Raw genomic sequence first — 23,674 nt, 5'->3', positions numbered from 1 at the left:
ATATAATATGTAAGGATGAGCTTATTAGTTTAAAAGAGGTGCAGAATGTACGTATCATATAGTAATCTGTTTGAGGTTATTGAGTCGAGCGAAGTACTCATACATATTCATGTGGAAAGTATAAACCAATTTTTTAAAATTGAATTATTAGATTTAGATGAAAGTTCACCGATGTTTTTATTTGATTACGAGATAAAGGATCACTTGTTATTTAAGCATGCCATGGATGAGCTTTATATTGTATATATCTATGCTAAAAATAACAGCATTTTTATTTTAAAGGAAATGAAGGAAAATGCAGATTCAAATCTAGAAGATATTTTTAAATTCACAATACATAATTATCATGAAGATTTATTTGTAAAAAAACAGGGCTTAACGAGATTGGAAATACGGGATAAAAATAATCAGGTTTTCCATCAAATTGATAATTTTTTAACAATGAGCATAGAAGAATATAATTTACCCGTTCATTTAGAGACTTTTAAAGACTATAGACGATTTAAAATCGTCTCAATGGTGTCTTATGATAGTTATAATCTTATTATTACCTATGATCAATTTCTTAAAGAAGTAAATATTTCTAAGTTGATTTTTAATGTTCACTTTTGTAACCATAACTTATCGGTATCTCTTTTCACAAGAAATATGTTAAGTGTTGAAAATAAATTAAGTGGCACAGTAAAAAATATCAGATTTGATAAGCTAAGTATAAAAAAGCCATTAAAAATCTTTAACAATTCAAATTTTGAAGATTTTAAGGAAGGTAATATTTTATCTTTAATTGTTATCAATAGAAGAAGATTTTTTATTTACTTACAACGAAACGGAATTTTTCTCGTAAAAAGTAATCCTTATCGTGTTACTAGGCATAAGGCCCATCTTATTCCTTTCTCCTCGAAAAAGCACTTCTATTTTATTGGAAGGTTTGCACATACGGCGTATAATTCAGAACATAAATATGACTATTTATATGTAAAGGATTCAAATTATAACATCGCAAAGTTCAAAAGACCGTTCAAAAAAATAAAGTTATTGAAGCAGCTTGGATATTTCAAGATTCCTATATCAAGTTTGTCAGTAGAAAATCGTATTCATAATAATTTGTTTGTTGGCAATGAGGAAAGAGTGATTCATAATTTAAAGTTTAAGTATTTTGACAAAAAAGTGAAAACGTATTGCATACGGAGGCAAAAAGATAATTTAAATGTCATCAGGACAAATTTAAATGGAAATATTACCTCCACAATCATTCCATATGCTCAGGAATATTCACTGATCAGCAGGTTTAAAATTTGGACATCACAACTTCTTACTAAATGGGTTATAAATAAAAAGAACCATGTTAATTTATATTTTGAAAAGAAAAGTAGTAAGGCAGATGAATCTTCATTTAGAGTGTTTGAAAAAGTTATGGAAAAAAAACCATCTACATCGAAAAATTATTTTGTTCTAAGTGAGCATTCCCGTGACTTCAAGGGAATGAAAGAAAAGTATGGTTTTAATATTATAAAAAAATATAGTTTTCGGCATTTCCTTGCGATTTATATGGCAGATTATTTTATATCTAGTGAACTGCCAAATCACCTGTTAAATGACAGGCTTTACATTGATAGTGTCAGAAAAAAATTAATGTCTGTCCCGTTTATCTTTCTGCAACACGGTATTATGTTTGCTAAACCTGTTGATAACCCAATGGCATATGGTTTCCATAAAGATAAAAACCCTTATAATATTTATAAATCTGTAATTAGCTCACCCCTTGAAGCAGGTGAATTCTACAAGATGAATTATGAAGAAAAGGACTTGATTCTTACTGGATTGGCTACCTTGGACTATGCGAAACTGGAGCAAGGGGCAGATAAGATTGCTTTCATGCCTACATATCGTTTTTGGGAAGAAAGCTTAATATATAATAATAATATTGAAGATACCTCTTATTATAAAACCATTATGAAAGTTATCAAGGCTTTCAAAATTGCAGGATTATTAGAAAGACTGTTAATTGTGCCACATAATAAGTTTTCTCAACATATTTACGATAACATGCCTGAATATAAAGAGAACATATCGGATAATCCTTCTGCAGCACTTAAAAAATCTATTGTATTTATTACGGATTATTCTTCTGCTATTTATGATGCCATTTATAGGGGAGCCTACCCAATATTTTATTGGGAGGAAAAGGAGTATCTGATAAATCAATATAAAGCTATCCCTCCTGTAAACGACATGAACGCTCCAGGTCCAGTTACTTATAGTATCCATGAGTTAATGGACACTGTTATAAAGGCAATAGAAAAAAATTATATTTTAGAAGAGGAGCATGTAGAAAAATATCGTAAAATCAATATGTTTAATGATAATAAGAACACAGATCGAATCGTTGAATTCTTGGTTAAAGAAAAGATTATATAAGTTTCACAGGAGGTTGGAAGTATGACAGAAAAAATAAAGGTAATGACTATATTTGGAACTCGCCCGGAGGCCATTAAAATGGCTCCCTTGGTTTTGGAACTTGAAAAATATGAGGCAAGTATTGAATCGGTCGTAACAGTAACAGCTCAGCACAGAGAAATGCTTGATCAGGTTATGGACATCTTCGGTATTACTCCTGATTATGATTTGAATATTATGAAGGACAGGCAAACCTTAATTGATGTTACTACCCGGGCGTTAGATGGATTGGACCGGACAATGAAGGAAGTTAAGCCTGATATTGTATTAGTCCATGGGGATACAACGACAACATTTGTTGCAAGTCTAGCGGCTTTTTATAACCAAATCGCAATCGGCCACGTTGAGGCGGGACTTCGAACCTGGAATAAGTATTCTCCATACCCTGAAGAAATGAATAGACAATTAACAGGGGTTCTATCGGATCTTCATTTTAGCCCAACAGATAAATCGGCAGAAAACCTAACTAATGAAGGTAAGGCTTTAGAATCGATATTTGTTACGGGTAATACGGCTATTGATGCACTGAAAACAACAGTTCAATCAAATTATAGTCATCCGGTACTTGAGAAAATAGGTTCTGACCGCATGGTTCTTCTAACTGCACACCGCCGTGAAAATCTGGGGGATCCCATGCGAAACATTTTCCGTGCGATAAAAAGGCTGGTCAATGAGTTTGAAGATGTACAAGTGGTATATCCTGTACATTTAAATCCTGCAGTTAGAGAAGTAGCTGATGAAGTATTAGGTGAAGACTCCAGGATTCACCTAATAGAGCCCCTCGGAGTAGTTGATTTTCATAATTTCGCTTCGCTATCATACATGATCTTAACGGATAGCGGTGGAGTTCAAGAAGAAGCTCCTTCACTTGGGGTTCCTGTTCTTGTTTTAAGGGATACAACAGAACGCCCAGAAGGAATTCAAGCAGGTACATTAAAACTTGCTGGTACTGATGAAGAAACCATTTATCACATGGCTAAAGAATTATTAACAAATCAAAATGCTTACCAAACAATGTCACATGCATCGAATCCATATGGAGATGGAAATGCTTCAAAAAGGATTGTAGAAGCTATTTTATACCACTTCAAACGAATAGCCGATCGTCCTGTAGCATTTAAAGCTTAATAAACTTAAAAGACATTAAAGCTATTTTTAAAGGGTGTTTTCCAAACGATCGGAGAACGCCCTTTTTACATTTTTATAGACAAACCAATATTTCATTAATATATCCGTTGGCAGAAAACCTTGCTGCCTGTTATAACGCTCTGGATTACAAGGCATCATGTATTACCTCGCTCATTCACGGCAGTCTATACCTTGATTCATTAGTGTATCATGCTACCTTTATTTTATCTTCCCGTCAATCCTGCTACAAGAATCAGAAAAAATATTTACAATTTCATGTTTAGCTTCATGAAGAGGCGGGTATTTTCTTAATATAAGCCACCACCTAACCCCTAACCCCAAAAAAGAACGTCCATCCTTCGGGATGGACGTTCTTTTTGTTTGCCTGTTCTCATTTTCTAATAGAGCTGCTTAGATCCGAGATAACGGCTGCTCCAGTACGATAGCCCTAAATCACTTACGGTCACACCGGATGATCCGCTGTGTACGAAGCGGTTGTTGCCAATATAAATCCCTGCATGGGAAGGGCCTTTTTTGTACGTTTCAAAAAAGACAATATCCCCTACTTTTGGGCTGCTTACGACTTTCCCCACATTCCATATGGAAGCGACGGTCCGCGGAAGCTGGATATTTTGCTTTTTGAATAGATACACCAAAAATCCGCTGCAATCAAAACCTTCGGAAACCGTATTGCCGCCCCAAGTATAGGGTGTCCCGACAAGCTCTGCTGCGTCTCCCACAAGGTTGATTACATTAAACGCTTTTGCAGGTGTTTGCGGTTTAGCTGGTTCAATCCCCTTCTGTTTCACTTCTGCCTTGATTTTTTCGATGGTCTTGCTGTCTGCGATTCCGGTCGCGGAAAGTGCATTTGCCTTTTGGAATGACTTCACGCTGGCTTCTGTGATCTTTCCGAAGATCGAATCCACTTTATATGTATAAAAGCCAAGTACCTTTAAGTTGGATTGAAGCTGATAAACCTCCTGGCCGGTGGAATGAAGTTTTAAACCCTGTACAACTGGTGTGGTGCCGCCAGGCTTTTCATTCTTTTTTCCGGCTACCTCCTTAAGTTTTTCCATTGTTCTGCTGTCCGCAACTCCTGTAACCGGGAGCTTGTAGGTGCGCTGAAATGATTTTACCCCTGCTTCTGTAATTCTGCCATAAATGCTGTCCAGGTTGTACCTGTAATATCCCAGCGCCTTTAAACTGGACTGAAGTTCATAAACCTTTTGACCTCTGTCATTCTTTTGCAGCCCGTCAGGTACGGCTGGTGCCGGCGTTTTAACAGGTGCAGGCGAAGCGGATGAAAAAATGGCTTTTTGCGTTTTATCATCTGCGATCCCCGTTACGGAAAGGTGGTTTGACCGCTGATACGACTTGACTGCTTCTGCCGTAATTCTTCCGTAATAGCCAGTGATTTTGGAGTAGGTAAAAAACTTAATTTCCCTCAGACGTTTTTGCAGCCGGTCTACCTCATACCCCTGTGAGCCTTGTTTCAGGGTGGTATAGCCTGCCGCCTTTTTGGGAGCCGGAGCTGCTGTTTTTTTAGTGATTGCCTTTACCGTCATCTTCCCTGTCACACCATCAATCACAAGTTGATGTTTTCGTTGAAACTCTTTGACAGCATTGGTGGTAAGTGGTCCATAGTAACCGGTAATGTACTTGGACTTTAAATAACCTTGCTTCATAAGTTCCCGCTGCAGTTCTTTGACATCAGGATTCTTCATTCCGTTTTTCAACACTTGATCTCCTAATGCCGCCTCACCTTTTGATGGAAGCAAAAGAATAGCCCCCGCGCATGCCGAGGAAATGACCAGAGTTTTGACCGCATTTGCGTTACCCTTTTTCAAATGTATATTCCTCCTTATTCGACCATAAGTGCCATATACTTCTAAATATATCGGAATTAAACGTCCGAACACAAGTAAATTTTAAATTTTTTGTATATTTAGGAAGAAAGTTGGGGGTTCCTCAGCTAAATTCCTCTATCATGAATAAAAACGGGACTGGAGTCCTCGCTTTTTATGTATCGGCATAATCATTTGTATCTTTAGTCACTTTTCTTTTTTAATCCAGAGAACATAAAAAAGCAAAGGCCGGATACCTTTTGGGTACCCGGCCTTTACTAATTTTCAGTGCTAACGATTAGCGGATTTCCGCTTTCAGCTTATAAGCATGAACAGAGGCATTGCCATTAAGGTCTTTAACTTTAATGTGGTATGTTCCTTTGCCCAGTGTGGCATAAAGGACTTCAGCGTCTCCGCTGCCGTAATAGTCGCTTTTTGCCACTTGCTTGCCATTCTTGTAAACCGTAATCACACCATCAATGTCCAGTGAGGTATCGAGTGTCAGCTTCACGTTTGATTTTTTGCTGAGCGTCCATTTGTACCAGTCGGCATCTCCCCCACTTTGACTGACCACATTGAAATAACCAGTTCCACTATAGGATTTGCTGTTTATTTTTTTCAGTGACAGCGGTTTGGACGGTTTGTTTCCTTTGATGACTGATTGGGCATCTTCATCCTTCTTCATTGCCGATTGCACTTGCAGGGTATACGGAATGAAGGAAAGCTCCGGTGTGTTATCGAAAAAGCCCATTCCGATCAAGAAATATCCCTTGCCCTTTCTCGTTTGGAACGATCCTCTTGTTTCCGAGCCATAAATCCCTTTATATACCTCGCGGGCAGTATCTGCTTCGAAATCATCCAGTTTGCGGTTGCCGTTTTTATCATCGACCAATAAAACCAACCCATAATAATCCTGCAGCAGCTCACTTGGGTACTTCGCTTTCAACGCTTTTGTTGCTGTTCCCTTCGTCAGGGACACGTTGGAGATTCCTGTCTCTTTTGCCTTGAAGTAGAAAGCATCGATATCTCCAGTCGCCGAGAACATTCCAGTCGCTTTGTTGTTTTTAAGATCTTTGACATGGTTGAGATCATCATTCGGCTCATTCTTATCATTTGGATTGGCTACCAGAAGCTTGGAGCTGAATTGATATGGATCATACAGCATAGAATCTGTTGTGTAATCGTTGCTGACACGGATAAAATATTTTTTCCCTTTCTTAAAGTCAGCAATTACATGGTCCTTCAACTCACCGGTCCACCAGTTCATATTTTCGGCCACATATCCAAGTTCAAGAGTTGAATCACCATTTTCATCCTTTTCCTTGATCAGTTGATACACCTCAAAGCTATACTTTTCCCCAGTTCCTAAGGTGAAACTATAGATGCTGTCCTGCTTTGGCGTGAATGCAAACCAGTCTTCGTCAATTTGCTGCTGAAGACCACCTGTTTTTTTCGTTCCAAGGGAGTATGGCAGCGCATTGTCCATGATATCCTGGACCTCGATCATATCCTCGTCTTCTTCGTCATCCATAATCACTACAACGCTTTGCGCGTGCGATTTTTTACGTTCTTTCTGTTTGAGTGACGCATATTCTTTCACGTTAATTTTCTTGGCTGCCAGTTCTCCTTCAGGTGATTCATCTTCATCGGTATATGGCAGACCGTCCTCATCCGGGCCAATTTCCTTGTTCTCTACTGCAATAGTGTATGGAATAGCAGAAGGTTCAGGAGCATCTGCTTCCAGCATGGATTCATCCATGAAAAAGTCAAACATACCATCCATAATCTCTGCCTGGTTGGTTGTGCTCACCATGTAATTCACGCCAGGTACCGCTTCAAATACAATCGTCTCTCCTTTTCCATAGCCATTGGCATTCTGATAGAACATGGGCTCCATCTGTTGCTCTTCAGATTCCTCATCACTGAGCATTCCTTCTTCCGGATCCTCATCTCTATAAGGATCCTCGGCGTAAACCTTCAGCATGCTGTTCACACCTGGTACACCGCTTGTTTTTACTTTGACAACCTGCGGCTTGTCTACCTTAAAGGTGTAGAAATCCTCATCTTCATTTTCTCCGGTAAACGTCCCGTGGGCACGATACGGAAACTTTGACATGTTAGATGGTTTTTCCATCGTATTCTTGTCCTTCGGAAGGTCTTGGAGCCGCTTGATTTTCAGAGAATAACGAGAGGTGGCTGCTTTGGAATCATCATAGTTTCCATTCACATCACTTACCCCGATGGCCAGTGTTCCGCTGAATGGCGCTTTAAAAAGCTTTCCTTCTGTGCCGTTTTTCTTCAGCTTGTCAACATCCACCATCGTCCTGCTGTCTGTGCCGTACAGATGGATTTTGTACTTCAGATCGTAGTTTTTGGATCCTGTAAGGAACGTTTGAATATATTCACCCTTCTGCACTTCAAACTTTACCCATCTTTCTTCAGAAGCTTTGGTGATCTTGCCTTCTTTTGCATACTCCATGTTGATTTTTGGAGATATGGATGAGGCAGCTTGAAGTACTTCACGCTCGGTTTGCGGCCGTTTTACACTTGCAGGTATTTTCTTTACATTGAATTTCATTGCTGCCAATGGCTGAACAAGTCCGTGTGCATATTTTGAGTCAAATCCTTTTGCACCTAAATCCTTGGTGGTATGTTCCAAAATATACTCTACCTGTGCCGGTTTCAATGTTGGATATATTGAGAGAATGAGGGAAGCCGTTCCCGCCACTACAGGAGTTGCCATACTGGTTCCGCTCATGGTTTCAAAGGTTGATTTCTTTTCATAATCATACAGAGGAGCATAGACATTTTCCCCAGGCGCTACAATGTCCACAGATGGACCATAATTGGAGTACCAGGAAAGCTTGTTTTTGGCATTCGTGGAGCCGACGCTGATAACTCCTTCATATGCTGCAGGGTAGGAAAGTTCATCTGTTTCCTCATTACCGGCTGCCGCTACGATTGTTACGTTTGCCTTTACTGCCGTTTTTACCGCTTCTTCAATCAGCGGAGAAGACGCATAGCCGCCAAGGCTCATGTTGATCACTTTGGCTCCATCCTTCACAGCGCGCAGGATGGCATCTGCAATTGAATAATCGTAGGCTCCGCCCCCACGGTCAAACACGTCGTAGGACAAAATTTTCGCGCTTGGATTGACACCATATCCGCCAATCCCATTTCCTTTTTTCGCTGCGATAATTCCACTGACATGTGTGCCATGAAAATCAGGCAGCGCCTGGTTCATTGGGTCATCCACATTTACGCTTTTGACGACCTGCCCTTTAAGTTCGGGGTGGTTTCGGTCTACACCCTGGTCAATGACAGCCACTTTCACCGCGTTTTTGCCGGCAAGCTTTTGCGCCTTTTCAATTTGCAGAAGGGATAGGCTGTATTGCTTAATTACCTTGGGATCCGGGGTGGAAAGTGTTTTGGACAGCACACTTGGAGAAACACCGGTGACTTTCCCCATTTTTTGATAAGCTTGCATAGCTTGATCAAATTTATTTTTATTGATCACTTTTACAACTGTCATATTGTACTGGCTGTATGAGCGGATTACCCTTCCTCCGGCTTTTTTATGATCGTTTGCCGTCAGTGGCTTGGTGTACTTGATGACCAGTGTATCATCACTGAACAGCGGCTTATGATTATCCTTTTTGTTTGCTTTTTTAACATTTTCAAGTGCAGCCGGTACACTTGATGTTTTCCCCGCGGATGGTGCTTTGACTTCCGCGTGCACAGCAGAATAGCCTGTCACCAGCAAACTGGCAGACAAACCTACCGCAGTCATTTGTTTTTTCCAATTTTTCATCTGTGCTCCTCCAAAATTCAGTATAAATTCTTACTTTTTCACTGTCCTTCCAAATGGTTCTCTTTTCCTTCCACCCCGCTTTTCAAAAGCATTCTTTTTTATTTGACAAAAATTAGTAAATACCTCTTTTTTTTACAAAAAATACGAAACTATTTTTAAACAAACAAAAAAGACTCTCCTTTTAAGGAAAGTCTCTTCGTGTGTCATCCACTTATTTAAGCTTCATAGTATATGATTTTGTGGACCAATGATTGTTTGCTTCGTATACCGTTATATAGCTGGTGCCTGATTTAAGCTTGGCAGACCACACTTCTCCTTTGCCAATCCCATTCTTATCCTGGATTTTTTCATAGGTAAGGCGTCCGTTCTTATCCATGCGGTTTACAGCAATGACTGGATCCATTCCTTTAACGGCAGATACTTCAATTCTCACATTTCGGTCTTTAGCTAACTTGAATTTGAACATGTCCCCGTCGAACGGTAGATTAAAACCATCGGTATAAGATTTTCCAAGACTGACTACCTTTGCCTTTGATGGCCTATCGGCCGCATCACCTGCTGTTGACGGCATTTTAACCTGCAAAGCGTTCGCAGCCTCCACTCGTCCATAGCCATACAGATCAGAAAGACCACCCGCATTTTTATAACGGTCTGGCGTAAACGCCGATTTCTCAAGCATATACTCGATTTGCTGAGGCTTCAAAGAAGGATTCTTGCTTAATAAAAGTGAAGCTACACCTGATACCATAGGTGCTGAAAACGAGGTCCCCGACACATCCTTGCTGCCATACTTGCCGTCCTTCTTTGTTGTCATTATTTCCATCCCTGGTGCTGTCAGATCAAGCTGCGGTCCGCGGCTTGAAAATGGGGCAATCACATCGTTATACCGTGTAGCACCGACGCTGATCACCTGTGGATACGCCGCAGGATAATTGACACCATACACCGGATGTTCGTTCCCTGAAGCCGCAACCAGCGTAATCCCTTTGCTCACAGCCTCCAGAATGGCATCGTACTGGGCCTGGCTTGGCTCTCCTCCTCCAAAGCTCATGTTAATCACTTTTGCACCGTGGTCTATTGCGTAATGAAGGCCTGCCACAATGCTTGAGCTCGGGAAGCTGACCTTGCCGCCCACACGGACAGGGAGAATCATGACATTGTTATTGATGCCGCTGATGCCTCTCTTGTTGTCAACCGCAGCTGCAATAATGCCGGACACTTCGGTTCCATGCCCCACTGTATCGTCAGCTGTTTTAAAATGGTTCACAAAGTCCTTGCCTTTTAATACCTTGCCTTTTAGGTCCGGATGATCCGCATCTACTCCGGTATCCAAAACTGCCACGATGACCGGTTTTTGTCCGGCAGTCGGGTTGCCCAGATTTTTTGTCCAGTGAATCTTTTTCAGCGCCCACTGCTGGCTGTACAGCCGATCGTTAGGTTCCCCTGAAACGGCTGTTTTTTGAGCAAGATAGTTGGGTTCTGCATAATCAACAGCAGTGTCTTTCTGCACCTTGGCAAGTATGGTTTCATAATCCCGTTGAGCCGGGACAGCAAAGACCTGTATACCTTCTTCCTTTAAGATGTCAGGTTCGGTGACAGATACCAGCCCATAGGAAGCAGGGTTGAATTTTTCTGATTTTATTATTTTTACAATCAGTTCTCTCTTGTTTATCCTGGCTAAATCGATAGCTGCTTTGGGCGGATTAATCGTTTGTGTACTAAAATATGTATTCCGTTGCGAAAGTCCGTTATCCTTTGCATAAACAGAGGTGCCAAACAGGCCAGCACCCATGATTCCTGCCGTTAAAACCACAAGCGAACGTTTTAATGTATTCATGCTTTTTCTCCCATTTCTGTCTGGTTTTATTGGATTATTATATCACTTTTCTTTTCTAGTAAAATGAAATTTTTAAAAAATATTGGAAGTAATCTATGAGACATTATGTTACAAATAGACACAAATCGGGTATTGATTGGAAAGTTATTTTCATTATTTAAATAACAGCTGGGAGGGGAAAGAAAAATGTTGAAGGTAGTTGGTGTTTACAAAACCGAGCAGGAAGCGGTTGAGCAGCGAAATGATATTAAAGACGAACACGAAAACGGAACCTTTATCGTGGTTGGCCCCTATGAAACGATTGAAGAAAAACAAGATAATGAACAAATCATCCAGCATTTTTTGGACCAATCAGACAACTCCTCTTTTTCACAGAATCTTTCCGGAAAAGAACGGCTGGTTTTTCTCGGAGTTTCCCATGAAGAAGCAGAACATTACGGATCCCATTTGGAAACTGGAGAATTTTTATTATTGGAGGAATAAGTAAGGATTTTATTCATTTAAAAAGGCATTCTGCAGATTGCAGAATGCCCTTTATATGTTATTGATTCAATCCGTCATCCGCTTTGGCCTGGCGGATTTCATTATAGAACTCGGCAGAAGATGCCGTCATGTATGGTGTCAGCCAGAGGAATCCAAGTCCCAAAGTAAGGATCGCCAATATGATCCAGCCAATAAAGCTGAGCTGAAGAAGGAAGAAGTTCCATTTATAGCCGTCCATCAGCCGGCGGCTTTCCGTAATCGCATGTAAAATTGGCAGATCCGGATTGTCCTTTAGCACATAATACGTCTGTGAATAGGCAAGCCCTTTAATGATGCCAGGCACGATTAAAAGCACGGTCCACAGTGCGGTAAACAGCCAAATAAGAATTGTCGTTCCGATCAGTTTTAAATAGGTTCCGATGACTGCAAAAGGACGGAACATGCTTTTAACGCCTTGCGGTTCTCTCCGGATGAGACTGAGAAACACCCAGTTATAGCCGATCACCGCAGGATAAAGAATGAGTCCCACAATGAGGGAGGTAATATCACCTTCATAGGTATCACCTAAATAATAATTGGACAATCCGCCACTTGCATACGCACTGAACAAGTCTGGAATAATGAATGTGAAAATCCCCAAAAGAATCGTTAGCAGGACCGCAAGCCCCCATTTATTTTTCAGCGCAATCCATGCTTCCTTTTTTATCTCTCTAATTCTCATGCATCATTCACCTTTCTGTTTTTCTATGACTATCATTTACTGCTTCATCTGCCCTGCTTAGCCAGTCGTCGACGAGTGCGTTAAACACGGCGGGCTGTTCAATCTGCAGGTTGTGCCCCGCTCTGTCCAATACGGCAAACGAGGCTCTGGGAAATTGGTCGAGAATCTCCCAATGATCTTTATACCCTACAACTGCATCCTGTCGCCCGGTTAAGAATAGTGCAGGCTTTACGAAGGGCTCTGTAAGATCAATGGGAAAAGAAAAAGCATAATTTTGCTGAATTTTTTCCAAAAACGCAGAATCAGCCATCTTAATTCCAGGAGTAATCTCCTTTCTCATCCGCTCTAACGCATATTGATCCTGCACAACCGCGATAGAAGTAAACTCCACCGCTTCTTCCTCTGAAAGAGATGCGATCAGTTCGTCATCTCTTTTCAAAGCCGTATGCTCAGGCAGAATCCTTTGCTCGTGCTCCGCATAAATGGGTGAGCATATGGTCAACAGGCCATCCACCCTTTCACCGATTCTGGCCACTATTCCCCTTGCGAGGTAGCCACCATACGATTCTCCAGCAAGCAAAAACGACTGTTCCGGAAGTATGGCATCAATAAAGCGCAGCACTGCATCAAGCATACCATCGGTCCCTTTGATCCATTCTACGCCTTTTGTACGGCCCATTCCCGGCAAATCCAGATAAATCCGTTCATAGCCTTCTCTGCCTGCAAATACCGGTTCCATGCAGCCTTCCATCAAACGGTAGTCAGGAGTAAAACCGTGAATCATAACGACCGGCTTCCCTTTACCGTATCTTTCATAATGAACTTGAATATCTCCCAGGTGACAAAACATACAACCTCGCCTGCCTTTTCTAACGTTCATTTTCACTCAACACTCTTATATTACCATTAAGCTGGAAGAAAAGGCGTTTAATCTTTCAATCGCGAATAACGAAACAATAGCAAAAAACGTTAAGAATTGTTCGTTAGCATCTTTTAAGATAGAGATGAGGGGGCAGTCATGATGGATTATGGCAAATGTATACAGGACACGATTGATTATATTGAAGAGCATTTGGAGAAACCATTGACCTTGCCAGTCCTGGCAAACATCGCATGCTTTTCGCCTTTTCACTACCATCGGGTTTTTTTGATGCTTGTTGGGCACCCGGTAATGGAATACATCCGGAAAAGAAGACTGGCCCAAGGTGTAGAACTGCTTGTTCATTCCCGGCAAAAAATTGTAGACATTGCATTTTCGTGCGGGTTTTCCTCGCATGAATCCTTCAACCGGGCATTTAAAAAGCAGTTCAGCGTAACACCGACACAGTTTCGCAGAGCGAGGCCACATACCTTCACACTGCCTCAAAAAGCAGCCCTTACCAACCAACCCATAATAGGAGGACCATTCATGCAGCCGAAAATCATGGTAAAACCAGCATTCAGCATACTTGGCTACGAGCTGAAAACAACCAGCGAGGACGGGAGAAACTTAAAAGACATCCCTGTATTCTGGCAGGATTATCTCAGGGATCCGCAAATGAGAAAAGCAATTCCCAACAAAAGACACCCATCCGTGGAGCTTGGCATTTGCACAAATTTCAACCCGGATAACGGAACCTTCAGTTACTTCATTTGTTCAGAAGTAACGACAGCAGAAAATGCTCCTTCCGGTTTGGTTCTAAAGCATATTCCCGAAACCAAGTTTGCGGTGTTCACCACCCCGAGTGTTCCGGAAGATGAGTTTTCCAACAGCATCCAGGCGACCTGGCGGTTTGTCTTTAAAGAATGGTTTCCGTCTTCGGGCTACGAACATGCCGGAGGCCTGGAAATTGAATGGTATGATGAACGAAGCGCAAACCCGGATTCCATGCAGATGGATATTCTCATTCCCATTAAATAACAGGAAAAAACGGCATGTCCATAACGGACTGCCGTCTTTTCTGTAAAGGTTTTATTAACATTCTTTAAAGCATTGTTAAGATTGGCAGAATCCGTTGCTCCCTCATCCTCTTCATTGGTATGGTGATGATGACCTGTTTTAGTGAAAAGGGGGAGAAACCCGTGATTAAAGAATGGAACCTTTTACGAACCATCGCCTGTCTGAGCATCGTTTTCCTGCACAGCACCTCCCAAACTGCGGTCTCGGTTGGAGGTTATCCGGCGTCAGGAGCATACAGCGTTCTTCGTGTGGCGTTATGCTATGCCACCCCTACCTTTGTCATCTTATCCGAGATTATTCTGGCGAACCGGTACCCGGATGAGCTTCCAAAAAATTTCTGGAAAAAACGGCTGAAATGGATACTCGCTCCGTTTCTAACATTTGCAGTGATCGACGCCCTTGCGAGCTATCACCTGAATCCAGCTGTTGATATCGGATTGATGATTCAAAAAAACCTTCTCGGAAATTACGAAGGATATTTTGTGCTCATTATTTTTCAGTTTTACGCCCTGCATTATTTGGTGACGAAGTATAAGATTCCGGTCTCCTGGCTGCTGCCTGTCAGTTTGATTGTGATGAGCCTCCACTTCCAATTCATGGAAGGATCACATCGTAGCATCAAAGAAAATCTGTCGTATTTAAAGGTGCCTTTTACCGCCTGGTTTGCTTATTTTGCCGTGGCCTACGCCATTGGCAAGCATTATAAAACAGTGGCAGTAAAGCTCCAACAATACCGGTACCTGACTATTGCCGGTGTAGGGTTAAGCCTGGCTCTTGTTTATATTTTTTTCAAAGCGGGATATACAGGAGTAGGCTCCAAACGCCTTGACTTGTTTCCGTTAACGGTGGCTGTCAGCCTGTTTATTCTCGCCTGGGGACAGCGTTTGCCAGGAAGCCGAATCATTAATCTTATAAGCAACTATTCCTTTGGCATTTACCTGGTTCATTGGCAAGTGCAGCGGTACCTCGCTTCCTATACGGCTCAACTATTCGAACAAACCTATCTTCAGGTATTTTCACTCTTTTTCATTACTCTTATTCTTTCCATGGGCCTTATTAAACTGGTTTCATTGCTTCCAGGAGGGGCCTATCTTGTCGGCAATATCCGGCGAAAAAGAAAAGTCGTGTCCGCACCGCTTCCCAAAACCGCATAAAACAAAAAAAGCATTGCCACAAAGGCAATGCTTTTTCCAGTTATTGCTGTTCTTGTTTTTGTTCCGCTGCAGATGTATCTTCCTGCTTTGGCTGATCTTCTGATTTCGCTTTGCTGCTGTTCTGGTCACGGTTATTGTAGTCATACTTCGAACGATCTACTGGCTTAAAGTCACGCGGTGTGTAGAATCGAAGCAAGTCACCATACACCACTTTGTCAGACAGCGAAAGCGCATTTTCAGTAAATTCCTGTTCTTTTTGAATTTCTTTATCTTTTTTCACGGGTTCTCCCGTTTTACTGTCAAAGTATTTGCCGTTAATGGCCGTAACCTTCGGACTCACAAAGCTTCCGTTACGGAAAGGAACAACCTGCTGATGCTGTTTGGACATTAAGTCGGTACCAAACTGAACATACTCTTTTGTATCGATTCCGAGAAGGTGGAGCAATGTTGGAAGAAGGTCAATTTGTCCGCCATATTGATGCTGCACCCCGCCCTTCATGCCTGGGACATGAATCATTAACGGCACACGCTGCAGCTGGGCATTGTCATATGGCGTCATTTCTTCTTTGTTTAATACTTTCGCCATAGCTTCGTTATGGTTTTCAGAAATACCATAATGGTCACCATACATGACAATCACAGAGTTATCATAAAGACCGGAAGCTTTTAGCTGGTCAATAAAGCTCTTTACACCCTCATCCAGATAACGCGCGGTCTGGAAGTAGCGGTCAACAGAACCGTCTCCTGTATTATCAGGTCCAATGGATGCTTCTTTTTCATCGATTGGATACGGGAAGTGGTTGGACAATGTAATGAACTTGGTATAAAACGGCTGCTTCAATGTTTTTAGCAATGGAATCGATTCATTAAAGAATGGTTTATCCTTAAGTCCATAGTTGACTACATCTTCATCATTCATATCATAATGGCTGGCATCAAAAAACTTATCATAGCCAAATGATTTATATGTCTCGTCCCGGTTCCAGAATGTTTTGTAATTCCCGTGGAATACCGCAGATGTATATCCTTTTTGTCCTAAAATCGCAGGCGCAGCCTGGAATGTGTTATTTCCATTTGTCGTAAATACAGAGCCTTGCGGAAGTCCATAAATGGAGTTTTCAAGCATAAATTCTGCATCTGATGTTTTACCTTGTCCGGTTTGGTGGAAAAAGTTATCAAAGTACAATGTATTCTTATCTTTTGTAAATGAATTTAAATACGGTGTAACTTCCTGGCCGTTTAATTTATAGTTGATCAGGAAATTCTGGAATGACTCCAGATGGATATAAATCACGTTCATGCCTTTTGCTTTCGCAAAGTATTTCGGATTTGGCTTAGCATAGTTCGCATCTTTATAATTCAGTACGTCTCCCATATCACTGGAATCCGCAGATGCTTTCTGAGCTGAAATACGCATGCTCTGGATTGCATCATAAAGGACATAATTGTATGTTCCCAAATATTTAACCAGGTAGTTGCGGTCAAACGTTCTTGTCAGCAGCTGAGGACGATCTGTTTCTGCAAGTCCGATATTAATGACTAGCAATGCAATCGCCGATACCAGGACCACTTGAACCTTGCGGCGGGCCATGCGTACAGGTTCCGGTTTGATAAACTTTGCGAACAGCAGTACAGCCAAAATGATCGTGTCAATAAAATAAAGCGGATCATACGGCTTAAGCAGTTCCCAGATGCTGCCGCCAAGGTCCCCAAAGTTTTTCGTTTGGGTAAGCGTAGGCATCGTAATAAAATCATTAAAGAAACGGTAATACACAATATTTGCATACAAAACAAAGGATAGGAAGAAATTAAGTACAATGGTCCATATATACGCTCTCCTGCCCTTTGCAAACAGCGCTAATCCGAAAAAGAAAATGGCTGAACTGATCGGATTGATCAGCAGCAAAAATTTCTGCATTTTATTTTCTATACCAAGATTGAATTCAACGAGATAGCCTGTATACGTTTTTAGCCAAAAAAGAATAACAGCTAAAAGGAAAAAACCAATATGCTTTTGAACAACATTTTGGCCAGCTTTTAAAATACCCTTCAATTCTTTCACCTCTTCTAGTACCTCTATAAACAGTAGGTCTTCTTAGATCGTTTGTTGCAGCTGTGAATAATCGCACCTGTAAATTTTAGTCTATTTTATTATAAATAGCAAAAGTGAAAATATGATGAAAAGCGAAGATTTAATTTTATTTTTGTTTATTTTTTCTTAAAATAGGCTCGTTTACCCGTCCTTTTCGCTTATTATTGCGGAATTTTAATTGTAAAAACGCTTCCTTTGCCTTGCTTGCTCCTAACATGGATCCATCCGCCGTGAGAATCGACAATCCATTTGGCGATCGCAAGCCCCAGCCCGTGTCCCCCGAATTGTTTTGAGCGGGATTTTTCTGTTCTGTAAAACCGTTCGAAAATATGAGCGCGTTCTTCCGGCTGTATCCCTATTCCCTCATCTTCAACCGAAATAACAAGAAATTTTAATTTTTCTTTACGTTCCATTTTCGAATCCAGTTGGACTTCCGCTCCCTCCGGAGAATACTTTATGGCGTTTTCAAGCAGGATATAAAGCAGCTGATCCAGCCGTTCCCTGTTTCCGTACACAAACAGCCGGTTCTGCACATTCATCTTTAATGTTATACGCTTTTCGGCGGCAAGGGTTTCAATGGATTTTATGACCTTTTCCGACAGCTCTTGAAAATCAAATACCTCTTTTACCAATTCGGTATTTTCCGCATCCGAGCGGGCAAGCGTAAGCAAATCCCCGACAAGCTTAATCATGCGCTTTACTTCATATTTCATATTGGAAAGAACAGAATGTGAAAATTCATCTTCGTTTAATTTCTTTTCCATTTCCAGTGCATTGATGGAAGAAAGCAACACACTCAAAGGCGTTCTGAGCTCGTGAGAGGCATCTGCGGCAAACTGGCGCTGTTTCGTATAGGAGCGAGAAATGGGAGACATCGCTCTTCGGGACATAAAATAGCTGGTAAAAAAGGCAACAAAAGCAAAAACAACAAGTAGGACCGCAAAAATATTTAAAAGACGGTCAAACAATTCCACCCGGTTGGAAATACTTTTACCTACATATAAAATACCTATAAACTCATTGCCCTTGTAAATTTTTCTTCCAGCCATCATCAAGTCGATGTGCCGGTTGTTCGGGCTTTCTTCCCAAGGCACATAATAAGTGACATTCAATTTCTCGTATTTAATCTCATTCGGATCCGGGTTCCATCCTTCAAGCTTTCGGTAAAGCTTCGGACGGAGCTTGTGATAGAGCTCATCCCCCGTCAAAAGCTTCCCTTTCGCATCGACCACATAATAGAAAAACTGTTCATCCGACAGCATGACAAAATTCTGAATGGAGGGTTTTTTCCCCTTTATCAGTTTTTCCTTGATGACCGTAACTTCCTGATCCACAAGTTTCTTCAACTGGGTCTCCTGGTTGTTGACGATTACACCGTACATCAAAAAATATACAATCACCATAAACAAGATCAAAAACAGCATAAGAATTCCCGTATAAATCATGGTCAGCCGCCATTGTGTCCGGCTGATTAAATTCAAATTTCTTAAGGGGTTCCAGCGGGCGATGAAATTAATTTTCAAGACGATATCCCACCCCGCGGACACTTTCAATGACTTCCTTTTTCGTCAGCTTTACCAACTTTTTACGAAGCAATTTTACTGTAGCATCCACCGTTTTAGCAGAAACATCGGCATCAATTCCCCATACCCTGTCCAAAATGGTTTCCCGTGGAAGAACTTGCCCTTTATTGCGGACAAGCAGATCAAACAACTGAAATTCTCTTGGTGTCAGTTGAATTTCCCGCTTGGAGGAGTTCACTTTATAACTGGTCCGATTCAAAACAATATCAAAGATCACAACCTTTTCTTCAACAATGGGAGCAAAGTTTCTTCTGGAAAGTGCACGAAGCCTGGCCAAAAGTTCATCAATTTCGAACGGCTTGACCAAATAATCATCAGCACCTGCATCCAGGCCATTGATCCGATCCTGTACCGCATCTTTTGCGGTAAGCATTAAAATCGCCTGGGAGCAGCCCCCGTTTCTCAATCGCCGGCACACGTCCAGGCCGTTTTGTCCCGGCATCATCCAGTCGAGAATCAGAATATCAAACTCACGGGCAAGAGCTGCCTCATAGGCATCCTCACCATTGGTCACCCACTCCACATGATAGTCATTTTTTTTGAGCATATGGACAATTAACTTTCCAAGATGGATATCGTCTTCAGCAACAAGAATGTTCATGAAAAGCAGGCTCCTCTTCTTTTATCATTTCAACAATTGATGATAGCATATTTACTGCCCGGAAGAACGAAAATCCTGACGAATTCACATATTTCCGTGTTTTATCGTTCTTCAATTTTCAACAGTTTTAAAAAAAAATGGTAGACAAAAACCACGTTAGGTGACATAATCAAAATATCAAACGAACATATGTTCCTGTAAACTCCATCAAAAAAAGCCGGTGATCATCACCGGCATCAATCATCTACGATTTAAACACGTGCTCTACAACCTGTTTGGTTGCATTTCCTTTTTCCCATCCGCAAAATTTTTCATAAAAACATTCATAGTTGCCTTTATACTGTTCCATCACTTCATCAATATTTTCAATCGTGCGAATCACATCTTCACTGTCCCTTAAAAGCGGACCTGGAACTTCCTCTTCCAAATTAATATAAAACCCTCTGAGTGTATCCCGATACTTTTCCAGATCGTAGAAAAAAATAAAATATCTTGGGATTAAATAGGCATAAAAATCCTTTATCACTTTTTTCTTTAAAAAGGTTTCAACCTCCTCAAATCCGGAAATATAAACAAGCAACAATGGTAATATAATCACAAAAATTCAAATTTCGTACATATATCGAATAAGACATATTACCCCTTCTTTCGACAGCAGGCAGGGATTGACTAAAAAAAACAAGAAAACCACAGTAAAACAAAGAAGAAAGGAGAATGGTGATGAGCAATGAAGTGCTAAAAAAACACATTCACCAGCATTTCAACAGAAAAAAGATCAAGGATGAGCAGCTTGAAACACTGCTGGTACGTTTCATCCTATCCGTTAAAAAGGAAAAATAATGACAAAAAAGGAGCCTTAGGGACTCCTTTTTTTATGCCGATGTGCTTTCATTGTTATGATGCTGGATCTGTCTTCCAAAATGTTTAGACAAAACAAAACCATAGACCGATGCAAGGATCTGCTGAAACAGCATCCCGATCACGACAGGTACGGCTGTCAAAGGGGAAAAATAAGTGAGGGCAATAACTGAACCCGCACTGATGTTTCTCATTCCACCGCAGAAAACCATGGAAACCATTGTTTCTTTATCATATTTCAGCAAAATACTGACTAAAAAAGACACTAAATATCCGCTGGCTGCAATGAAAAAGACAATGATTCCAATCCACACCAGTTTTTTATCCGCATGCTTCAGATAAGGAGCTGCCACCGATGCATTAATCGCGACTACAACTGCCATACAAATTTTCGATATAGGGGCTATCCGTTTTCCTAACGTCAATTTGATGTTTCCCTTCGTCTTGTGATTTAGAATCATACCCACAATGGAAGGAATGACAATCATAATCAGCAGGTCCTTGACCATTGGCCATACCTTGATGGCTACAGACTCTCCGACAAAGAGAGAAAGACTGTATGGAACCACAAGAGGCGATAACAATGTATCAATTAATATGATGGATAAAGCAAGGGTGCTGTTTCCTTTATAAATAGAAACCCACATGCTGCTCGTGATTCCGCATGGAATGACCATAGCAAGCACCAGTCCAGTAATGGTGTAAGGATCCGTGGGAAACGCTATGTGTCCCACTGCCCAGGCCCACAAGGGCATAAAAACGTGCAGAATGGCCAACCCAATAAAAATGGGGACAGGACGAGACAACGTATTGCGCAAATGGGTAAAATTTGAGCCAAGGCTGCCCGAAAATGTCATAAACGCAAAAATCCACGGAACGAGAAACAGAAAGTTTTTTAGCTCATGTGTCAAAAGCATGCCCAAGAGTACACTGACCGGGGTAATGAGTGGCATGAATCGCTCTAGCTGATGATTGATCTTTTCTAACACGCTTAACCTTCTTCCTAATCATTCTAATAATTTACTATGTTATTATTTTACAATATATAAGATTTAATGCCAACATACTCAGAAGAAAAGGCAGGGACAAATGCATTATTTTTGATACCTTTTTTGAATTGGTTCATATTCTATAATCAACTTATCTTATACAATTGACAAACTATTAAAAATATCATACATTAAATTAAAATGATATACTTCTTATCCAGAGAGGCGGAGGGAATTGACCCTGTGAAGCCTCGGCAACAGACTCCCCTATGAGCACTGTGCCAACTTCAACAAGCTGCTGGCTTGAAAGATAAGAAATGTGTTGACGTGATTCGTTCATTCAACTCCTTCTTATGTTTCTATAAGAAGGGGTTTTTATTTAACTTTAATTCCTACTAAAAAGATAAGATTAGTTAATTATAAAGAATTGAGGAGTTGTTCATATGGAAAAGCAAGGTTGGTTTCTATGGAAGGATTGCAAGTTAACCGCCACCGTTCATTATCCCCGGCACACTTTAGGAATTCTCCAGGCCAAATTGCCGATTGTCATCATCTGCCATGGTTTTACAAGCAACCGAATCGGTGTGGACCGCCTCTTTGTTAAAACGGCCCAGCAGCTTTCCGCGAGCGAGTTTGTCGTTTTGCGTTTTGACTATGCCGGCTGTGGAGAAAGCGAAGGCAGCTATGGAGAAAATACATTTCAAGATTTAATCAGTCAGACACAGGCTGCTATTGATTATGCCTCAAAGCTGCCCTGCGTCGATTCCAGGGAGATCATTCTCCTTGGCCATAGTTTGGGAGGAGCCGTGGCGGTTCAGACTGCGGCAGTCGATCCGAGGGTAAAAGACCTGATTCTCTGGGCTTCGGTAGGAAATCCCTACGATGATATCGTGAATATTATTGGAAAGGATGAATGCCAAAGTTTAACGACAAAAGGGTATGTTGATCATCTGGGATATTCATTAAAAGCTGATTTTCTCCATTCCCTTCAATCCTACCATCCCATGAAGGAGCTGGCACAGTTTACAGGTGACATTTTACTTCTCCATGGAACAGAGGATAAAGACATTCCAAGCGTATACTGCACCCAGTTCTATGACAGCTGCTCCCATAGAATTCATGGAACTAGTGAATTGAAGCTCATTAAAGGAGCGAATCATACCTTTTCTTCTATCCATCATTTTAATGAACTTCTTGCCCAAACATTGAACTGGCTTAACCGCCAGTCAGCCACAGACCGCATCACGATCTAATCGATCATGATGCTTTTTTTATTGAAAAACACTCTGTGAGTAAATAACGTAGTATAATAACTTTTGTGATTTTACAAATCATCGGCAATACATAGATAGAGGAGAGAAAGAAGATCGTGGAAAAAAATCCCCTTAAAAAGCTGCTCAGTATAGCAATGGTATGTTTACTAGCTGTGTTGGCTGCCGCATGCTCACCGGTTCAGGAGAGCAGCAGTCCCGATGGGCAGAGCGCTTCGATTAAAGGCACACCAGCAACTGTCACATATGTAGTAGATGGAGATACACTCGATGTTAAATTCAAGAATGGAAAAACAGAACGTGTCCGTATGCTGCTAGTGGATACTCCCGAAACGAAACACCCAAGGCTTGGTGTTCAGCCATTCGGTCCGGAGAGCTCAAAATTTACAAAAACACAGTTAACCGGTAAAAAAGTAGGCGTTGAGCTGGATATTTCCGAACGTGACAAGTATGGGAGACTGCTTGCTTACATATGGATTGGCAAACAAAACTTTAACCAGCTGCTTTTGGAAAAAGGACTGGCCCGGGTCGCTTATGTGTATCCGCCCAATACAAAATATGTAGACCAGTTCCGCGCCACACAGGAAAAAGCCCAGCAAAAAGGGGTTGGCATCTGGTCCATCGAGAACTATGCCCAGAAGGACGGTTTTCATGAAAATTCCAAGAGCCCATCTTCTAATGAAAACAAACAGCCTGCCAATCCCCCTTCAAATGAGAAACCCAAAGGAAAATGCAACATTAAAGGAAATAAGCAGTCGATGATCTACCATGTTCCCGGCGGCCAATCTTATGATGTAACAAAAGCCGAGGTCATGTTTTGCTCAGAGGCAGAAGCCCAAAAAGCCGGTTACCGAAAAGCAAAAAGATAAGACGCCAGACGGGAAAAGCCGGGATCAGCTAAAACGC

General features: G+C 41.2%; 17 protein-coding genes and 1 riboswitch. Of the genes, 7 read left to right on the top strand and 10 right to left on the bottom strand.

The window, feature by feature from the left end:
* The first annotated feature begins 45 nt into the window (after nt 1–45).
* Together DMO16_RS20150 and wecB are read left to right on the top strand one after the other, a co-directional pair.
* Nucleotides 46–2,418, top strand: a complete 2,373-nt coding sequence (locus DMO16_RS20150; RefSeq protein ID WP_129479748.1) for a CDP-glycerol glycerophosphotransferase family protein — start codon at nt 46–48, stop codon at nt 2,416–2,418.
* 21 nt (nt 2,419–2,439) lie between these two features.
* Complete coding sequence (gene wecB / locus DMO16_RS20145; protein WP_129479746.1) at nt 2,440–3,585, top strand: non-hydrolyzing UDP-N-acetylglucosamine 2-epimerase; 1,146 nt, start codon at nt 2,440–2,442, stop codon at nt 3,583–3,585.
* Between the two features lie 398 nt (nt 3,586–3,983).
* On the opposite strand, the gene DMO16_RS20140 is transcribed toward wecB, so the two are convergent.
* From DMO16_RS20140 to DMO16_RS20130, 3 genes are all read right to left on the bottom strand, one after another.
* Nucleotides 3,984–5,432: a peptidoglycan-binding protein gene (locus tag DMO16_RS20140; RefSeq protein ID WP_129479744.1), complete on the bottom strand. Its 1,449-nt coding sequence runs from the start codon at nt 5,430–5,432 to the stop codon at nt 3,984–3,986.
* A gap of 295 nt (nt 5,433–5,727) precedes the next feature.
* Complete coding sequence (locus DMO16_RS20135) at nt 5,728–9,240, bottom strand: S8 family serine peptidase (protein ID WP_129479742.1); 3,513 nt, start codon at nt 9,238–9,240, stop codon at nt 5,728–5,730.
* A 211-nt stretch (nt 9,241–9,451) separates the two neighbouring features.
* The gene (locus DMO16_RS20130; RefSeq protein WP_129479740.1) at nt 9,452–11,077 is read right to left on the bottom strand and encodes a S8 family peptidase; all 1,626 of its coding nucleotides are present in this window, start codon (nt 11,075–11,077) and stop codon (nt 9,452–9,454) included.
* 186 nt (nt 11,078–11,263) lie between these two features.
* Between DMO16_RS20130 and DMO16_RS20125 the strand changes: the two genes are divergently transcribed.
* Nucleotides 11,264–11,560, top strand: coding sequence for a hypothetical protein (locus DMO16_RS20125; RefSeq protein WP_129479738.1), 297 nt, complete (start codon nt 11,264–11,266; stop codon nt 11,558–11,560).
* Nucleotides 11,561–11,618: 58 nt separating this feature from the next.
* Here the strand turns inward: DMO16_RS20125 and DMO16_RS20120 are convergent, their stop codons facing one another.
* Together DMO16_RS20120 and DMO16_RS20115 are read right to left on the bottom strand one after the other, a co-directional pair.
* Nucleotides 11,619–12,281 carry a DUF975 family protein gene (locus DMO16_RS20120; protein WP_129479736.1) on the bottom strand — a complete coding sequence of 221 codons (663 nt, stop codon included), beginning with the start codon at nt 12,279–12,281 and terminating at the stop codon, nt 11,619–11,621.
* A gap of 7 nt (nt 12,282–12,288) precedes the next feature.
* Entirely contained in the window at nt 12,289–13,131 is an 843-nt protein-coding gene (locus DMO16_RS20115; RefSeq protein ID WP_129479734.1) for an alpha/beta fold hydrolase, read from the bottom strand.
* Nucleotides 13,132–13,302: 171 nt separating this feature from the next.
* Between DMO16_RS20115 and DMO16_RS20110 the strand changes: the two genes are divergently transcribed.
* Entirely contained in the window at nt 13,303–14,181 is an 879-nt protein-coding gene (locus tag DMO16_RS20110) for an AraC family transcriptional regulator (RefSeq protein WP_129480444.1), read from the top strand.
* 161 nt (nt 14,182–14,342) lie between these two features.
* Nucleotides 14,343–15,374, top strand: a complete 1,032-nt coding sequence (locus DMO16_RS20105) for an acyltransferase family protein (protein ID WP_164988973.1) — start codon at nt 14,343–14,345, stop codon at nt 15,372–15,374.
* Between the two features lie 40 nt (nt 15,375–15,414).
* Here the strand turns inward: DMO16_RS20105 and DMO16_RS20100 are convergent, their stop codons facing one another.
* From DMO16_RS20100 to DMO16_RS20080, 5 genes are all read right to left on the bottom strand, one after another.
* A complete protein-coding gene (locus DMO16_RS20100; RefSeq protein ID WP_129479730.1) occupies nt 15,415–17,427 on the bottom strand; it encodes an LTA synthase family protein in 2,013 nt (670 codons plus the stop codon).
* 200 nt (nt 17,428–17,627) lie between these two features.
* Nucleotides 17,628–18,989, bottom strand: a complete 1,362-nt coding sequence (locus DMO16_RS20095; protein WP_129479728.1) for a sensor histidine kinase — start codon at nt 18,987–18,989, stop codon at nt 17,628–17,630.
* Complete coding sequence (locus tag DMO16_RS20090) at nt 18,979–19,650, bottom strand: response regulator transcription factor (RefSeq protein ID WP_061971790.1); 672 nt, start codon at nt 19,648–19,650, stop codon at nt 18,979–18,981. The genes DMO16_RS20095 and DMO16_RS20090 overlap by 11 nt, the downstream gene beginning before the upstream one ends.
* A 244-nt stretch (nt 19,651–19,894) precedes the next feature.
* Nucleotides 19,895–20,176: a CDP-glycerol glycerophosphotransferase family protein gene (locus DMO16_RS20085; protein ID WP_241840611.1), complete on the bottom strand. Its 282-nt coding sequence runs from the start codon at nt 20,174–20,176 to the stop codon at nt 19,895–19,897.
* 346 nt (nt 20,177–20,522) lie between these two features.
* Complete coding sequence (locus DMO16_RS20080; RefSeq protein ID WP_129479726.1) at nt 20,523–21,497, bottom strand: bile acid:sodium symporter family protein; 975 nt, start codon at nt 21,495–21,497, stop codon at nt 20,523–20,525.
* Between the two features lie 210 nt (nt 21,498–21,707).
* Nucleotides 21,708–21,814: riboswitch (SAM riboswitch) on the top strand.
* Between the two features lie 126 nt (nt 21,815–21,940).
* Between DMO16_RS20080 and DMO16_RS20075 the strand changes: the two genes are divergently transcribed.
* Together DMO16_RS20075 and DMO16_RS20070 are read left to right on the top strand one after the other, a co-directional pair.
* A complete protein-coding gene (locus tag DMO16_RS20075) occupies nt 21,941–22,750 on the top strand; it encodes an alpha/beta hydrolase family protein (RefSeq protein ID WP_129479724.1) in 810 nt (269 codons plus the stop codon).
* A 116-nt stretch (nt 22,751–22,866) separates the two neighbouring features.
* Nucleotides 22,867–23,637, top strand: coding sequence for a thermonuclease family protein (locus DMO16_RS20070; protein ID WP_241840610.1), 771 nt, complete (start codon nt 22,867–22,869; stop codon nt 23,635–23,637).
* Nucleotides 23,638–23,674: the final 37 nt, after the last annotated feature.

The organism is Fictibacillus sp. S7 (assembly GCF_004127935.1).
Classification (GTDB): Bacteria; Bacillota; Bacilli; order Bacillales; family Fictibacillaceae; genus Fictibacillus_C; species Fictibacillus_C enclensis.
Note: the sequence above shows the minus strand (reverse complement) of the source record. Positions and strands in the feature narration are given on the sequence as shown.

Coding starts and splice junctions, on each gene's coding strand:
- DMO16_RS20150 (WP_129479748.1), top strand. CDS start 46: ATGTACGTATCATATAGTAATCTGTTTGAGGTTATTGAGTCGAGCGAA.
- wecB (WP_129479746.1), top strand. CDS start 2,440: ATGACAGAAAAAATAAAGGTAATGACTATATTTGGAACTCGCCCGGAG.
- DMO16_RS20135 (WP_129479742.1), bottom strand. CDS start 9,240: ATGAAAAATTGGAAAAAACAAATGACTGCGGTAGGTTTGTCTGCCAGT.
- DMO16_RS20130 (WP_129479740.1), bottom strand. CDS start 11,077: ATGAATACATTAAAACGTTCGCTTGTGGTTTTAACGGCAGGAATCATG.
- DMO16_RS20125 (WP_129479738.1), top strand. CDS start 11,264: ATGTTGAAGGTAGTTGGTGTTTACAAAACCGAGCAGGAAGCGGTTGAG.
- DMO16_RS20120 (WP_129479736.1), bottom strand. CDS start 12,281: ATGAGAATTAGAGAGATAAAAAAGGAAGCATGGATTGCGCTGAAAAAT.
- DMO16_RS20115 (WP_129479734.1), bottom strand. CDS start 13,131: ATGTTTTGTCACCTGGGAGATATTCAAGTTCATTATGAAAGATACGGT.
- DMO16_RS20110 (WP_129480444.1), top strand. CDS start 13,303: ATGGATTATGGCAAATGTATACAGGACACGATTGATTATATTGAAGAG.
- DMO16_RS20090 (WP_061971790.1), bottom strand. CDS start 19,650: ATGAACATTCTTGTTGCTGAAGACGATATCCATCTTGGAAAGTTAATT.
- DMO16_RS20075 (WP_129479724.1), top strand. CDS start 21,941: ATGGAAAAGCAAGGTTGGTTTCTATGGAAGGATTGCAAGTTAACCGCC.